We start from the raw sequence: 15,833 nt of genomic DNA, 5'->3' as shown, positions 1-15,833 counted from the left end.
CAGCTGACACGCTTTGGCATTTTGCAACGATTTGCTGCCCGGGGTAGAATAAGAGGGCGTATTCTTGAACCGGATCCGAGCGGTACCGGATAGGCGCGAACGCGAACGGGCTGTAGAGCCCTGCCGCGGCCGCGCTTTATTTCATGAAGAGGAGTGAAGACGATGAGCGGGAAAGTATCGATGCGTTCCGAAGTTCCGGAGGCTTCGACCTGGAATCTGGAGCATTTGTTCTTGACGGAAGACGATTGGAACAAGGAATTGGAACAGACGCTGCAGAATGCCCAAGAAGTGACTCGGTTTCAGGGACGTCTGGGAGAAGGCGCTTCCGTGCTGCTGCAGTGTCTGGATGCGCAGGAAGCCGTATTGGAAAGAGCGCGCAAGGTAGGGGCTTACGCGCATCTGCGGCAGACCGAGGACGGGACCAATCCCGACAATCAGGCCCGCTCGGCCAAGTCGGGCGATGCGCTGACAAAGCTTGCCGCCGAGTTCACGTTTATCGACTCCGAGATTCTGGGGCTCGAAGACGGAACGATCGAACGCTATCTGGCCGAAGAGCCCGGATTGGCGGAATTTGAGCGCAGTTTGAAGCTGCTGCTGAAGCAAAAACCGCATAGTCTGTCGCCTGAAACGGAAAAGGTGCTGGCTTCGCTGTCGGAAGTGCACGGCGCGCCGTATCGGACTTATCTGCGCGGCAAGCTGGCCGATATGACGTTTGCAAGCGTCGAGGTGGCCGGCAGCCGTTATCCGGTATCGTTCGCTTCGTACGAAACCGATTACGAAATGCACGCCAATACCGAACTGCGCCGCAGCTCATTCGCTTCGTTCAGCCGCGGGCTGCACGCTTACCGCAACACGTTCGCGGAAGCTTATGCCGCGGAAGTGAAACGTCAGGTGGTCATGTCCCGTCTGCGGAATTACGATTCGGTGACGCATATGCTGCTTGAGCCGCAGCAGGTGACGGAAGAGATGTACGAAGCGGTTCTCGATACGATCCAGACGGAGCTTGCGCCGCATATGCGCAAATACGCCGAATTGAAGAAGAAGGTACTCGGGCTGGATACCTTGTATTACTGCGATCTCAAAGCGCCGCTTGATCCGGAATACAGTCCGTCGATCACTTATGAAGAAGCCTGCCGAACGGTACAAGGCGCGCTTGGGGTACTGGGCGACGAATACGGGGAGATCGTCGAAGCGGCGTTCACGCAGCGCTGGGTCGATCACGCGACCAACGTCGGCAAATCGACCGGAGCGTTCTGCGCATCGATCTACGGTTCGCATTCCTATATTCTGATGTCCTGGGCCGATAATATGCGCGGGGCGTTTACGCTGGCGCATGAAGTGGGACATGCCGGACACCTTATGTTAGGCGCGCGCTACCAGCGGATGGTCAATTCCCGTCCGTCGCTCTATTTCATCGAAGCCCCGTCGACGATGAACGAACTGCTGCTCGCGGAGCATCTTCGCGCGCAGTCGGAAGACAAACGTCTGCGCCGCTGGGTCATCATGCAGCTGCTCAATACGTATTATCACAATTTCGTGACCCATCTGCTCGAAGGCGAACTCCAGCGCCGTGTCTATGCCCGTGCCATGGACGACCAGGCGATTACCGCCAAAGTGCTGAGCGATCTCAAAGGCGAAGTGCTGTCTTCTTTCTGGGGCGACACGCTCGAGCTGACCGAAGACGCGAAGCTGACCTGGATGAGACAGCCTCATTATTATATGGGCCTGTATCCGTATACGTATTCGGCGGGACTTACTCTGTCCACCGCGATGATGCAGCTCATCCGGGAAGAAGGCCAGCCGGCCGTGGACCGCTGGTTGGACGCGCTCAAAGCCGGAGGGTCGAAGACGCCGCTCGGGCTGGCCCAAATGGCCGGTGTGGATATGTCCGATCCGGCCACGATCCGCAGCGCGGTCGATTATGTGGGTTCGCTTGTCGACGAGTTGTGCGAGCTGTTTGAGGAAGAAATCTAGCCGGCAAGCCTGCGCGGCGAACAAGCCGGACAGCGGCTTGCGCATAACGGCGGCGTGCTAACAGCATCGTCCGAATAGAAGCGCCAAAAAGACCGTTCCGCGGGAATCTTCGATTCCTGGCGGGACGGTCTTTTGGATCGGCCGGATACAGTCGGGCAGCCAGCAAAAGCCGCAAGACGGGCGGTGATCCAATCAGAAGCGGTCGAACGTCACGAATTCCGATACCGGTTTGCGGTAACCGCGGGGACGGCGCTTCGAGGAATCTTCTTTGCCAATCGCAATCAGCATGACGGGCGTCAGGTGATCGGGAGCTCCAACGGCTTCGCGCAGGGCCTGCGGATCAAAGCCGATCATCGGGCAGGTGTCCCAGCCTTTGTCTTTGGCGATCAGCATGAGCAGCATGGCGGACAAGCTGGCATTGCGGATCGCTTCGTCGCGCTGGAATTGTTCGCCGCGCCGTTCGTAGAATTCCGTCACGTCGCGGACCGTCGTCTCGAATTCGGAGCGATCGATGATGCCAAGCGACAGGAAGCCTTCGTTCATGTCGGCGATATGGGTATGAGCCTGCGTATCGCCGAATACGGCGATGACGGCCGAAGCGAGTTTGATTTTATATTGGCCGCCGGAAGCCTGATATACTTTTTCCTTGATGTCTTCGTCGGTGACAGCGGCATAATGGGCATGCTGAAGATTGAAGGCCGAAGGCGCAAGCTTGACTCCTTCGAAGATCCCGACCAACTCCTGTCGGGAGATCGGCGTGTCGGGCATAAATTTGATCGCGGAGTGGCGGTTTTGGATAAGTGTGTTCAGATCCTGCATGAGGGGCACCTGCATTTCTATAGATTGGTTTGGAATGGAAGGAGCGAAAATGCGGTTTGTTCGGTTGCTATGTATCTATAGGATAATAGCTATTTAAAAGTAAGTCAATAATTAAAATAAAGAATAAATATCGGTTTAAACGAATCAAAAAGGCTTCCCGCTGAGGGAAGCCTTTTTGATTAGAGTCGGCGAACTGAACGATTGGGCGTTCAGCCTTTGACCAGATTGATATGCGACAAATCCAGTGAGTTGTTAAAAATAAATTCGACATGATAGGCGCCGCGTTTGTACGTCAGCTTGGTCTGGATCGAATTGCCGGTTTTGATCGTGGTGGTGGAAGCCGGAGTATACCAGGCTTTTTTGACCATTGCGACCGTCATGCCGCCAATGTTCGTCTGCCGTTCCACATTGGTGCCGAAATAGCGGATTTCCTTGAGTACGCCTGCCGCATTATAGGCCATGGCGTAACCCGGATTGCCCATATTGGCTGAATAGCTGTCGAAGCCCGAAGCCGAAGTGCGGCTCACGTCCGGCGAACCGAATTTCTCGATCACTTCGCTCCGCTTCGTTTCTCCGACAACAAATCCGGCCGCGTTGCCGGGAAATTCGCCTTTGAGGGCCGGTTTATAGAATGCATTCAGCTGCTTGAGAGCCATTGCGCTGTCTGACGCGGTCGGGGCCTGCGCCGCCGACGCCGAAGGCAGCGGCAGTTGGGTGGCGGCTCCGAGAGAACCGACCGCAACTACGCCCGCGGCAGATAAGGCGAGCAGGGTTTGGCGTGCCCGGTTAACGGTATTCATCTGAATCTCCTCCTTGTTGGACCTTGATCCTCTTCCCATTTTACCCGATTGAAAGAAGGGGAAACAAGCCGTGCCGTCGGATGCGCCCCGAGGGGATTAGGCTTTCTCTTGAAGTTCGCTGGCTGTGCCCGAGAAGAGTTTGCGATATTGTCCCGGCGTGTGCCCGGTTTCTTTCTTGAATTTGCGGATAAAGTTCGGCGTATCCTGGTAGCCGATCCGCTGAATGATTTCCTTGAGCGGTTCATCGGTGGTTGTCAATTCGACGATGGCCGCAGCCATGCGTTTCTGCCAGATATACTGCACGAAGTTGGTCCCGACTTTTTCTTTGAACGAGCGGCTGAAATAGGACATGGAGATCGAATAATTGTGCGAGATGGTCTCCAGGCTCAGCGAATGGTCGGCATAATGTTCGTCGATATACGCGACAATCGTGTCCATCAGCGTATGGGTCTCGCATTCTTCTTTTTGTTCGATCTGCTCGCACAGTCTGTTGACGAGCTGCAGGAAACTTTGTTCGAGTTCGTCCGGCGACGAGAACGCTTCGATCGAAGGGATACTGCCGTACAGATTGTCGACGCCGGCTTCGTCGGCCGTTTTGAGAATCGTATTCAGGATATCGAACCCGATACAGCGCATATATCTGGCGGACAAGCCCGGCGCGCGCAGCGACGCTGCCGCTTCGGTAATCGAATGGGCGGCCACATCGGCGCTGCCCTGCTTGAGACTCTGGGCCAACTTGAGCAGGACGGTCTTCGGTACCCAATTGGCTTGTCCGGTCTCTTCCGTCAAGTCGCTGAAATAGGCGAAGCTTCCGCCTGTCGTGCGAGTCCGCGATTCGAAAGCGGAGCAGGCTTCGATAAACGATTGGCTGAGCCGTTCCGGACCTGCCGAGCAGGTTCCGATACCGAGCGAAGGATTCAGGCGGCCGATACCTTGAAGATGGTCGTACACCGCCTGTACGATCCGTCCGATCTGCGCGGATTCGTCCAGATCGCCTACGGGATCGAAGCCGACGATAAGCGCGATCTGATCGGGCTTGGGCAGTTCGGCCCCGTAGAGGCGAGCTCCCAATTCCGGGTACTCGGCTTCGGTCAGCATGGTCAGCATCAGCCGCCAATCCCGGGCTTCTTCCGGCGTACCCGCCGAGTGTTCGCGGCCGATCAGCATGGCGAAATAATGCGAGCGGCCGAAGTCCAACCCGAACGACTCCGGCTGACCCGGCGTAGGGGACGCGTCGTCCCCGTGCCGGAGCAGCATCAGCAGAAAATGGTTGCGGGCGTACGGTTCCTGCAGGTCGGCCCGTTCGCTGTAAGCCTGCAGCGCCGAGCGGATCCGTTCAAGCTCGTTGAGCGGATGGGTGTCCGGAAGCGAATCGGGCGGATGGCTTCGGGATACGGGTTTGGATTCCGCAAATTCGGACAGCTGAAAAATAGGGCTGTACTGCCGACGCGCAAGCAGCAGAGCGCCTACGCCGCCGAATACGACGACGATCGAGAATAAAGCGACAATAAAGGTCCGGATATGCAGTACGCTGCTGAAGAACTGCGAACTTGGCATCAGGGTCACGTACTCCCAGCCGTTCAGTTCCGATTTGACCGAAACGACCGAATGCGGCACGCCGCCGATCTGGATACTGTGCGTACCGGTGGGCAAAGACACTAGCGAACCCAATGCCTGGCTGTCCAACGGCTCATCCTGGTTGCTTTTTACCGCGAGAACCTGGCCTTCGGCATCGAAAATATAGGAAGAACCTTCGTAACCGCCCAGAATGGAGTCGATCAAGCCGGTCAGGCTGGATTCTTTGACAAAATACATCAAGGTGCCATGGGGATTCGGACTGTTCGGTACAAGCGGCACCAAATAAACGAGCGTAGACTGCGCGTAACCGGAAGCCCGCTCTACCCGGTCGGCCGGCCGCATCGTCGTATAGCGAACTTCGTTCAAATCGCGTTCCACCGTTTGGGCGGACCAGTTCCGGAACCGGTATTTGTCGGCGAACACATCCAGATCGTACATGCCCACGCTGGAATAGATCCGCGGATCGCCGCGGAAATAGAGAAACATCTCATCTATAATCGGACTGGCCGCTTTGTAATTGCCCAGTGTATCGATCGCTTCCAGGCTGTAATAGGCATCATGCACGCGGTAGCGGCTCAGATTCGGATCGTAAGCGGCGCGCGACGCGATATCGTTCAACTGCTGCAGATGGGTATCGACAATCGTTTCCGCCTGCGTCAGTTGATTGAGATGGGACTGTTCGATCTGCGACCGAAGATTGGAAGCCGTATTATGGTACAGAACGAAAGTCAGACAGAGGAGCGGAATCAGCAGGACGAACAGATAGGAAGAGATATATTTCAGAAAAAGTCGGGACTTGAAGTAGCTCGGTTTGACCGTCACTTTCATTCGTATAGGCTCCTTTCGTTATCGCTGGATACCGCGCTAGTACCCTGACCGATAAAGAGGTTAGGTTACGCCCATCAAAAACCCGCTTGAACCATGCGTGTTTCCGATGAACGCAAACCTTAGATTTAATTCGGTCAAGGTACTGGGGTGTAGACAAAGTGTACGAGAGCAGCGGATTGTCAGGCAACATGTGGAATTTGCCTCTTTTGCAAACGCTTTAATGACGCTTCTATAAAGCGATGTTCCGCTTGGGAATGTGTCGTTTTTTACCTTTGTCTGCTTAATGGCTGCCCGATGCGGCCGGTTTGTATGAAATTTAAAATGGTTTTTCATGAAAAAACCTCGGGTTCTGTAATGTATTCTAACACATTTCATAGGATCTGCGGTTGTCAAAATCAACGACAGGACCAAAATGACATATTTACGCTTCCTGCTCTTTTCGGTAAACTCGCTGTAAACCCAAAGACACGAAACGCGGAGTCAAGCGAATGGAAATGCTTACAAAAAGTTGATCCTTTCGCTTTGCAAGCCGCAAGGCCGGCTGCGGCAGAGATTTGACGTACGGGAGGGAAGTGGGAGGAATCAGAATGCTTGTCAGGTAATATGACTTTCCTGTTACTTCTACCTGATATGCGTACATTAAAACGAGGGAGTGAAGACGATGATGCACGAAAATGCAAAAGCCGTGTTGAACCCGGAAGTTCCGGCCAAACGCAAAGGAAAACTTCTAAAGAAAATCGCGCGAAATTGGCAGCTCTACATTTTCATGGCTCCCGCGCTCTTGACCGTCATTATCTTCAACTACGTGCCGATGTACGGCATCCAGATCGCTTTCAAAAATTACATTCCCGCATTGGGCATGGCGGAGAGCAAATGGGTAGGCTTCGATCATTTCACCCGGTTCTTCGAATCCTACTATTTCTGGGATCTGATGTGGAACACCCTCAGTATCAGCGTATATGGACTGCTGATCGGATTCCCGCTGCCGATCCTTCTGGCTTTGGCTTTCAATGAGCTGAAGACCGGACCGTTCAAAAAAACCGTTCAAACCGTTACATACGCGCCGCACTTTATCTCGATGGTCGTCATGGCCGGTATGATCATCACCTTCCTGACTCCGTCTACAGGGATGATCATCAATCTGCTCGAAGCGGTCGGCATCACGCCGCCGAGCTTTCTGACCGATCCGCGCTGGTTCAAAACGGTCTATGTGCTGTCCGATGTCTGGCAGGCGACAGGCTGGGGCACGATTATCTATCTGGCGGCCCTGACCGCCGTGGATCCCGGGCTGCACGAAGCCGCCATTCTCGACGGAGCTTCGAGACTGCAGCGGATCCGGCATATCAATTTCCCGGTCATCATTCCGACGATCACCATTCTGCTGATCTTGAATATGGGCGGTCTGCTCGGAGTCGGTTACGAGAAAATCCTGCTGCTGCAAAATCCGCTCAATATGGAAGCTTCCGACGTCATCGCGACTTCCGTATACCGGACGGGTCTGCTGGAAGCCCAGTACAGCTATTCCACGGCGGTCGGATTGTTCAACTCGATCGTCAACGCGGTTCTGCTGATCGTCGTCAACCAGGTCGTAAGGCGGACAAGCGAGAACAGTTTGTGGTAATACGGGATTTCGGCAGAAGAAAAGGAGGGATGCAGAATGATCAGCTCGATCAAGGAAACCAGGCAGGATAAAATCTTTCTCGCTTTTGTTTATTTGCTGCTGACGGTGGCGCTTGTTATCGTCGCCTATCCGCTCATCTACATTCTAAGCGCCTCGATCAGCAATCCGACGATTGTGGCTGCTGGCGAAATGTGGCTGCTGCCCAAAGACATTACGTTCGAAGGCTACCGGCGGGTCTTCCAGGACTCGAGCATCTGGAACGGTTACCTGAACACGGTCATCTATACCGTCGTCGGTACGCTGGTCAATCTGATCGTGACGCTGCCCGCCGCTTATGCGCTCAGCCGCAGAGATTTCGTCGGGCGCAATCTGTTCATGATTTTGTTCATCGTCACGATGTTCTTCGGCGGCGGACTGGTTCCGACTTATCTGGTCGTTCGAAATCTGGGCCTTGTCGACAGTATGTGGGCGCTGATTCTGCCGGGGGCAACTTCGGTCTGGAACCTGATTGTCTGCCGCACCTTTTTCCAGTCTTCCATTCCGAGGGAACTTCAGGAAGCGGCGGAGATCGACGGATGCAGCAACTTCAGGTTGTACTTCCGGATTATCCTGCCGCTGTCCACCGCGCTCATTGCCGTCATGGCTCTCTTTTTCGGCGTCGGACACTGGAACAATTACTTCTCCGCGATGATCTACCTGAATCAGCAGGAAAAATATCCGCTCCAGCTGGTGCTGCGCCAGATTCTCGTTCTGCAGGAAATGTCGGCACAGGCCGGTACGGTCGATGCCTCGATGGCCACTTCGCTCAATAACAAAGCCGAAGTCGCCGCGCTGGTCAAATACGCCGTCATTATTGTCGCGACCCTGCCGATTATTGCGGTCTATCCGTTCCTGCAGCGTTATTTTGTGCAAGGTGTCATGATCGGTTCCGTCAAGGGATGATCTTGCCATAGAGTATGTCCGTAAGCCATTCAGAAAAAAGGGGAGGATTTGGATATGAAAATGGGTCGTAAAAAAGGGGCAGCCGCGCTGTCCGGACTTCTGCTGGTGTCCATGCTTGCATCCGCGTGTCAATCCGGAGGATCGACGGAGCCGGCGGCGGAAACAGGGGCAAGCGTGAGCAAAGACGGGTTCCCGATCGTCGAAAAGCCGATTACGCTGAGCGTATTCGCGCCGAGCGCCGATATGGCGCCGTGGGAAACGATGCCCGTTATTCAGGAAATGGAAAAACTGTCCAATATCAAGATCGAATTCCAAACCGCGCCGATCGACAGCTTCCCGACGAAGAAGAATCTGGTCTTCGCCAGCGGCGATCTGCCCGACATTCTGTACGCAGCGGACATTACGCCGGCCGAACAAGTCAGCTACGGCACGCAGGGTCAGCTTCTTCCGCTGGAAGACCTGATCGACAATTACGCGCCCAACCTCAAAAAGATCCTCGACGAGAATCCGAATGTGCGCAAGTCGGTCACCACGACGGACGGTCATATCTATGCGCTGCCGTTTATCGATACGACAGCGGTCTGGTACCGCGGTCCGATGTGGTACAACGGCGAATTCCTGGAAAAGCTCGGCGTAGAAGAACCGAAAACGACCGACGAGCTGTACGCTTACCTGAAAAAAGTCAAAACGGAAGATCCGAACGGAAACGGAAAAGCCGACGAAATCCCGCTGACTTCGGTCAAGCTGGATGATCTGCGCATGTACTTCCTCGGCTTCTGGGGCATGTACAACGAAGTGTACTACGCGGATAAAGAAGGCAAAGTCCACTACACGCCGCAGGAAGAAGGATACAAAAGCTATCTGACGTTCCTAAACAAACTTTGGAACGAAGATCTGCTGGATCACGAGACGTTCTCGCAGACGGATGAGCAGAAGAAAGCGAAAGGCGCAAAAGACCAATTGGCGCTGTTCAGCGACTTCTATCCGTACTTCACGCTTGGCGGAACCGAAGAAACGATGCAGGATCCGATGATGACGCCGGTCAGCAGCGAAATCGCGGATACGCCGGTTTACGGCAAGCACCCGGGCATGTCTTCCAACGGAACCTTCGCCATTACGGCGACCAATCCGAACCCGGAAGCCAGCATGCGCTGGATCGATTATCAATACGGCTACGACGGCGCGACGCTCTGGACGCAGGGACCCCGCGGCAAGATGTGGGACTACGTCGACGAAGCGACACACGAGAAAAAATACCTCGATGTACCGGGCGGCGGCGACCGCGAAGAATATCGGGCGACTTTGACTCCGAACTACGGAATCGTGACGCCGGGCGTCAACATTCCCGATCTTACCAACGGCCTGCGCAGCGAAGTCGAAGATTGGGTCGTGAAACAGAACGAAGAGAAACTGGTGCCGATCGCCAAGATTCCTTTCCCGAACGTGTATCTGACCAACGACGCACAGACCGAAGTGTCCGCGCTGCTGTCCGATCTGAATACGTACGTGGAACAGATGGAAGCGAAATTCGTGACCGGCCAGGAGCCGCTCAGCAACTGGGACAGCTACGTGGCGCAGCTCAAAAAGATGGGCAGCGACCGCATCGTGGAAATTTATCAGGAAGCGTACGACCAATGGAACAGCGAGAACGCGCAGTAATCGGATAAACGGCGTCTCGCCCAGGCAGTAAGCAGCAGGGCGAAGGACGAAGCGGCTTGAACCGCCTTCGTTTTTCGCCCTTTGTTATGGACGGGCAGACGAAGGGAAGATTCGAGAAGGAGGAGCCTATGACGGAAGCGAAAATGGCGGAAGACACACGGGAGGCGGAACCGGTTGTCCATGAGGGTGTGCACAATTACAGCAGCGAAGACGAATGGGTGAAACCCGAAGATCCGCTGCTGCTGGAACGGTTGGAATGGTTCAAAGACCAGAAGCTTGGCTTGATGATGCACTGGGGTCCTTATTCGCAGCTCGGCGTCGTCGAGTCTTGGGCGCTGAGCGACGGGGATGCCGATTGGGCGAGAGACTGTATCGATTGGGGCGTCGAAGGCGAAGAATTGAAACGGGAATATTTCGACCTCAACAAAACGTTTAATCCGATCCGCTTCCAGCCGGAACTGTGGGCCGATCTGGCTGCCGAAGGCGGATTCAAATACCTGACCTTCACGACCAAACATCACGACGGGTTCTGCATGTGGGACACACATACGACGGATTACCGGATTACGGGGCCGGATACGCCGTTTCATCGGCACAAATATGCGGATATCTGCCGAAATCTGTTTGACGCTTTCCGCTCGAGGGGGCTGGCAATCTCGGCGTACTTCTCCAAAGCCGACTGGCATACGCCGGATTATTGGGCGCCGGGGATGGAGCGGGGCGAGAAGATGTGGCGCGGCCCTTCGTACGATCCCGCGGCGTATCCGTGGCTGTGGGAAAAGTTCGTCAAGTTCACGCATGAGCAGATTACGGAACTTATGACCCGGTACGGCCGGATCGATATGCTGTGGCTGGATGCCGGTTGGGTGAACGAGCGCAGCGGACAGGATATCCGGCTGGGCGAACTGGTCGACAAGATCCGCAGGGAACATCAGCCGTGGCTGCTCAGCGCCGACCGGACCGTAGGCGGGGCGTACGAGAATCTGATCACGCCGGAACAGACGCTGCCGGAACGTCCGTTGAACGTGCCGTGGGAAAGCTGTATCACGATGGGCACTTCTTTTTCCTTCAATTATGAAGATCGGTACAAAAGCGTGCGGGAGCTGGTGCATCTGCTGGTCGAGATCGTAGCCAAAGGCGGGAATCTGGCGCTCAACGTCGGTCCGCAGCCGGACGGCCGTCTGCCGGCCGCGGCGATTCAAGGCATGAAAGGGCTTGGTGCCTGGCTTCGTATCCATGGCGAAGCGATCTACGGTACGCGGATCTGCGAACCTTACGCATCGGCGGACCAAAAGATCCAGTTTACGCGCAAAGGAGATACGGTCTATGCGATTCGGCTGTACGCGGAAGGCGAAGCGGTAGGAGCGGAACTTGAGCTTCCGGTCAGCGGCGAGTTCCGGGGGGCCGCTCTGCTGGGAACCGAAGGCGAACTTGCGCTGCGCCGGACCGAATCGGGCCTAAGCGTGACGCTGCCGGATTCGATCCGCGCAGGCGAAACGCCGATCGCGCTGGCCGTGCGTCTGAACTAGAGGGGAATAAGCAGCAGGCAGCCGCAAAGCGGCGGAAAGCACCGGAAGCGGGAGCGCCGCCGCTTTTTGTACGCAAGGGATCGAAGCGGAGGAGGAAAACAGATGAATCTTGGCGGAATGCCGGAACCGGCGATTGACTTTGCACCGCGTTCTTACGTATGCGGACGGGCCCCGGGCAAGCTTGAATTGGACGGGAGGCTCGACAAGCCGTTCTGGGCAAATGCGCCTTGGACGGAAAGCTTCGTCGATATCGAAGGCGACGTCAAGCCCCGGCCGGGCAAATTGACGCGGGCGAAGATGCTGTGGGACGACGAGTATTTCTATATCGGGGCGCAGCTTGAAGAAGACGAGATCTGGGCGACGCTCACCGAGCGCGAATCCGTTATTTTTTACGACAACGACTTCGAAATTTTTATCGACCCGGACGGAGACAGCCACCAGTATTACGAATTCGAGATCAATGCGCTGAATACGGTCTGGGATCTGATGCTGGTCACCCCTTACCGGGACGGCGGCCCTCCTATTAACGGTTGGGATATCCGCGGACTGCGCACGGCGGTACATATCGACGGCAGGCTGAACGACCCTTCCGCGGAAAATCGAAGCTGGAGCGTGGAAGTCGCGATGCCGTGGAAGATCTTGCGCGAATGTGCCGAAGGCCAGAAGCCGCCGGAAGCCGGGCAGTACTGGCGCGTCAACTTCTCCAGGGTACAGTGGCAGGTGGACAAGGAGAACGGCGAATATCGCAAACGGATCAATCCGCAGACCGATCGTCCTTATCCGGAAGACAACTGGGTCTGGTCGCCGCAGGGCGTCGTCAATATGCACTATCCGGAGATGTGGGGATTTGTGCATTTTGCCGGAGAAGGCGAGGCGGAGACGTTCGGGCTGCCGGCGGACGAGACGGTAAAATGGAAACTGAGACGATTGTATTACCGCCAGCGCAATCTGTACGAGCGTTCGGGGAGCTTTGCGCCCGGGCTGGCTCCGCTGCTGGAAGACGGCGATGCGGACAAGGAACTTGCGGCTTTGGACGGACAAGGACTTTCGATCGAAACGACGAAGCATTCGTTCCGTATGCGGCTCCCGTCTGCGGACGGCAGCGCGGCCTATTGGATACGCGAAGACGGCAAACTGTGGAAGGAGTGAACGGATATGCAAACGGACGAGAGCAGGATTGAACGGGAGCCCGAACAAGAAGGAAACGGCTTGACCGGCGAAGAGATCTATCCGTTTTCGCTGGACGCGCCGCGCATGCAGGCGATTTCGGCCGCGTTCGAAGCGCAAAGAAAGCTTGCGGCCGCGCGGGAAAAAGAATGCTTCGGCGTATTCGCCGGGCCGCTGAGCGAACAGGAACAGTTGGCACTCGAATTCCTGTATGCGCATATGCCGATCAACGATCTGGCGGATTACGACGGCGAGCTGTTCCTGACCCATGTCCGGCAGGCTCTGCGGATGCGCGAAGATATGCCTTGGGGAGCTTCGGTGCCGGATGATCTGTTTCTGCATTATGTGCTGCCTCCCCGGATCAATAACGAACGTATCGAAAATTATCGGGACGAAATCGCCGGGGAGCTGCGGGATCGGGTACGCGCGTTGTCGATGTCCGATGCCGTGCTGGAGACCAATTACTGGTGTTACGAAAAAGCGACCTATACCGGCAGCGATGCCCGTACGATCTCGCCGCTCGGCATGATCCGCAGCGCAAAGGGACGCTGCGGCGAAGAATCGACGCTTGCCACGGCCGCGCTGCGCAGTATCGGCATTCCGGCGCGCCAGTGTTACACGCCGCGCTGGGCGCATGTGGACGACAACCATGCCTGGGTCGAAGCCTGGGCGGACGGAGCGTGGCACTTTATCGGCGCCTGCGAGCCGGAACCGGCGCTCGACCGGGGCTGGTTCGACGGCCCGGCGCGCCGGGCCATGCTCGTCCACACGCGCGTGCCGGCGGGCTACGCCGGACCGGAACCGGTCACGCACGGCGACGGCGTGCATACCGAGATCAATCTGCTGGCGAATTATGCGCCGGTACGGACGCTTGAAGTTCGCGTGACGGACGAAGCCGGCAGCCCGGCTGCGGGAGCCGATGTCCAGTTCCAGCTGTACAATTATGCCGAGCTTCATCCGATGGCTTCGATGCGTACGGATGAAGCGGGCATGGTCCGCTTCGTGACGGGTTTCGGAGATCTGGTGGTGCGCGCAGCCCGCAGCGGAAGCTGGGATGAAGCGATCGTATACGGAAGCCGGGCTGTCAAGCCGACGAACCTCGCCGATTCGGCGGAAGAAGCTGCCGCGGAGCGCGTGGAACTGACCCTGTCGCAAAGCGGGCAGCCTTCGGGCCGCGTCGATTTCGAACTGACACCGCCGCCGGAGCGGGCCGGTGCGGCCGAAGAGCCGCTGCCGGAAGAGAAGTTTGCCCGGCACCGGAGCCGGACCGCGGAAGGCGAGCGGATTCGCGCCGCTTTCGAAGCGGGCTTTGCCGGCGAGGCAGAATCGGCGGTTCTGGCCGATCGGCTCGGATTGGACGCAGCGCGCGTTTTCAAGGTACTGGGCGATGCCCGGGGCAATATCGGGGAGATCGAGGCGTTTCTGGAAGAGCACACGCCGCGCCTCGGCGAGTGGCCGCTGCGGCTGCTGGAGAGCCTGACGTCCAAAGACCTGATCGATACCGATCGGGCGACGCTTGACGATCATCTGCTCGGCGGGCTTGAAGCCGCCAAAGAAACCGGCATGGAAACGGGAATCCAAAGCGGAACCAAAACGTCGGGTGCAGGGGAAGGCAGCGGTGCAATCGACGAGCGCTTCCTTTCCTACGTACTGGGTCCCCGCGTACGCTGGGAGAAGCTGTCGCCTTACCGCTCGCAGCTGCGCAGCGCATTCGCGCCCGAAGACCTCACGGCTTACCGCGCGGATCCGCAGCGCCTGGCAGGAAAGGTCGCTTCGGACTGGACTGTCCTGCCCGATCGCACACCCGTGCCGGGCAAAGCTTCGCCGGCCGGCACGTTCGCTTTGAAGAGCGGCGACCGTGAATCGGTCGAAATCATGCTGGTCGCGCTCTGCCGCAGCTTGGGCATTCCGGCGCGTCTGCATCCGGCGGCGCTGCATCCGCAGGCCTGGGTTGAATCGGGTTGGATCGATCTCGAACGTCCGACCGAAGGCGGTTCCGGGATCGAGACCGGAACCGAGTCCAAGGACGACGCGGATTCCAAGGATGTCGAAGCGGGAAGCGGCGCGCCGGTCTACGGTACGCTGCGCCTGCGCAGAGCCGAACCGGCCGCCGCGCCGCACGGACGTTCCGCACCGGCCGTCGAAGCTTCCTACCGCGAGAATTTTACGCTCGCCCGGTTGGAGCAAGGGTTCTATACGACGCTGAATTATCCGTTTCGGCGCCAGGATGTCTATGAGTCTCCGTTCGAGCTGGAAGCCGGCGACTACCGGATGACGACCGGAATCCGTCTGCAAAACGGCCGCGTGCTGGGCCGCCTGTACTATTTCACGATTCAACCGGGCCGCGAAACGGGGCTTGAACCGGTATTCCGCGAGCCGGAAGAATCGGTTCCGGTGCTGGCGGCAGCAGAAGGCGGTTCGCTCCTGAGTCTGCCGGGCGGTGCGGAGCGCACGCTCGCCGAATTGTCCGGGCGCGGCGGCGCACTGGTCGCCTGGATCGATTACCGTCTTGAACCGACTCGGCATCTGCTGCGCGAAGCCGGCGAGCTCAAGGAGACGCTCGAAGCGCAGAACGTGCCGCTGGTCTTTATCGTTCACAGCGGAATCGCCGGAAACGATACAGCCGCGTCCGGCCTGCAGCCGGGTTCGCTCAACGTTCCCGAAGAGATTCGTCCGTTCGTGCCGAAGCCTCTCCCGTCCGGCGCGATCTTCGCTTACGACCGATCCGGCGAAGCGTTTGCGGGGATGAACGAGAACTGCCCGCCGCCGGGCACGGAATATCCGCATTTGTTCGTGCTCGATCCCGATCTGAATATCCGCTACGCGGAATCCGGCTACAAGCCGGGCAGCTGCGCCGAAGCTCTGCAGATTCTGCGCGCCGTGCGCGGCTGAACAACCCGCATCTCTATCCCACAA

At 57.2% G+C, this 15,833-nt stretch carries 10 protein-coding genes; 7 read left to right on the top strand and 3 right to left on the bottom strand.

Annotated elements, in window-relative coordinates:
- Positions 1–162 precede the first annotated feature (162 nt).
- Positions 163–1,974 carry an oligoendopeptidase F gene (gene pepF / locus HOP44_RS20490; protein ID WP_172256857.1) on the top strand — a complete coding sequence of 604 codons (1,812 nt, stop codon included), beginning with the start codon at positions 163–165 and terminating at the stop codon, positions 1,972–1,974.
- A gap of 192 nt (positions 1,975–2,166) precedes the next feature.
- On the opposite strand, the gene HOP44_RS20485 is transcribed toward pepF, so the two are convergent.
- From HOP44_RS20485 to HOP44_RS20475, 3 genes are all read right to left on the bottom strand, one after another.
- Positions 2,167–2,793: a nitroreductase family protein gene (locus HOP44_RS20485; protein WP_172256855.1), complete on the bottom strand. Its 627-nt coding sequence runs from the start codon at positions 2,791–2,793 to the stop codon at positions 2,167–2,169.
- 209 nt (positions 2,794–3,002) lie between these two features.
- The gene (locus HOP44_RS20480; protein ID WP_172256853.1) at positions 3,003–3,593 is read right to left on the bottom strand and encodes a YjgB family protein; all 591 of its coding nucleotides are present in this window, start codon (positions 3,591–3,593) and stop codon (positions 3,003–3,005) included.
- A gap of 96 nt (positions 3,594–3,689) precedes the next feature.
- A complete protein-coding gene (locus HOP44_RS20475) occupies positions 3,690–5,999 on the bottom strand; it encodes an AraC family transcriptional regulator (RefSeq protein WP_172256851.1) in 2,310 nt (769 codons plus the stop codon).
- A gap of 664 nt (positions 6,000–6,663) precedes the next feature.
- On the opposite strand from HOP44_RS20475, the gene HOP44_RS20470 reads away from it, so the two are divergent.
- The 6 genes from HOP44_RS20470 to HOP44_RS20445 all read left to right on the top strand — a co-directional run bounded on the left by HOP44_RS20470 (position 6,664) and on the right by HOP44_RS20445 (position 15,809).
- Positions 6,664–7,620 carry an ABC transporter permease gene (locus HOP44_RS20470; RefSeq protein ID WP_172256965.1) on the top strand — a complete coding sequence of 319 codons (957 nt, stop codon included), beginning with the start codon at positions 6,664–6,666 and terminating at the stop codon, positions 7,618–7,620.
- A 36-nt stretch (positions 7,621–7,656) separates the two neighbouring features.
- Complete coding sequence (locus HOP44_RS20465; protein ID WP_172197451.1) at positions 7,657–8,562, top strand: carbohydrate ABC transporter permease; 906 nt, start codon at positions 7,657–7,659, stop codon at positions 8,560–8,562.
- A 54-nt stretch (positions 8,563–8,616) separates the two neighbouring features.
- Positions 8,617–10,221 (top strand): extracellular solute-binding protein, encoded by a 1,605-nt coding sequence (locus HOP44_RS20460; protein ID WP_172256849.1) that lies wholly within the window; start codon positions 8,617–8,619, stop codon positions 10,219–10,221.
- A gap of 128 nt (positions 10,222–10,349) precedes the next feature.
- Positions 10,350–11,750 (top strand): alpha-L-fucosidase, encoded by a 1,401-nt coding sequence (locus HOP44_RS20455; RefSeq protein WP_172256847.1) that lies wholly within the window; start codon positions 10,350–10,352, stop codon positions 11,748–11,750.
- A gap of 102 nt (positions 11,751–11,852) precedes the next feature.
- Positions 11,853–12,899: a carbohydrate-binding family 9-like protein gene (locus HOP44_RS20450; RefSeq protein ID WP_172256846.1), complete on the top strand. Its 1,047-nt coding sequence runs from the start codon at positions 11,853–11,855 to the stop codon at positions 12,897–12,899.
- Between the two features lie 6 nt (positions 12,900–12,905).
- On the top strand, positions 12,906–15,809 hold the full coding sequence (locus tag HOP44_RS20445; protein WP_246369966.1) for a transglutaminase family protein: 2,904 nt from the start codon (positions 12,906–12,908) through the stop codon (positions 15,807–15,809).
- Positions 15,810–15,833: the final 24 nt, after the last annotated feature.

The sequence above is a fragment of the Saccharibacillus deserti genome (assembly GCF_013618475.1).
GTDB lineage: Bacteria > Bacillota > Bacilli > Paenibacillales > Paenibacillaceae > Saccharibacillus > Saccharibacillus deserti.
The sequence above is the reverse complement of the archived record's forward strand: the minus strand, read 5'-3'. Positions and strand labels throughout refer to the sequence as shown.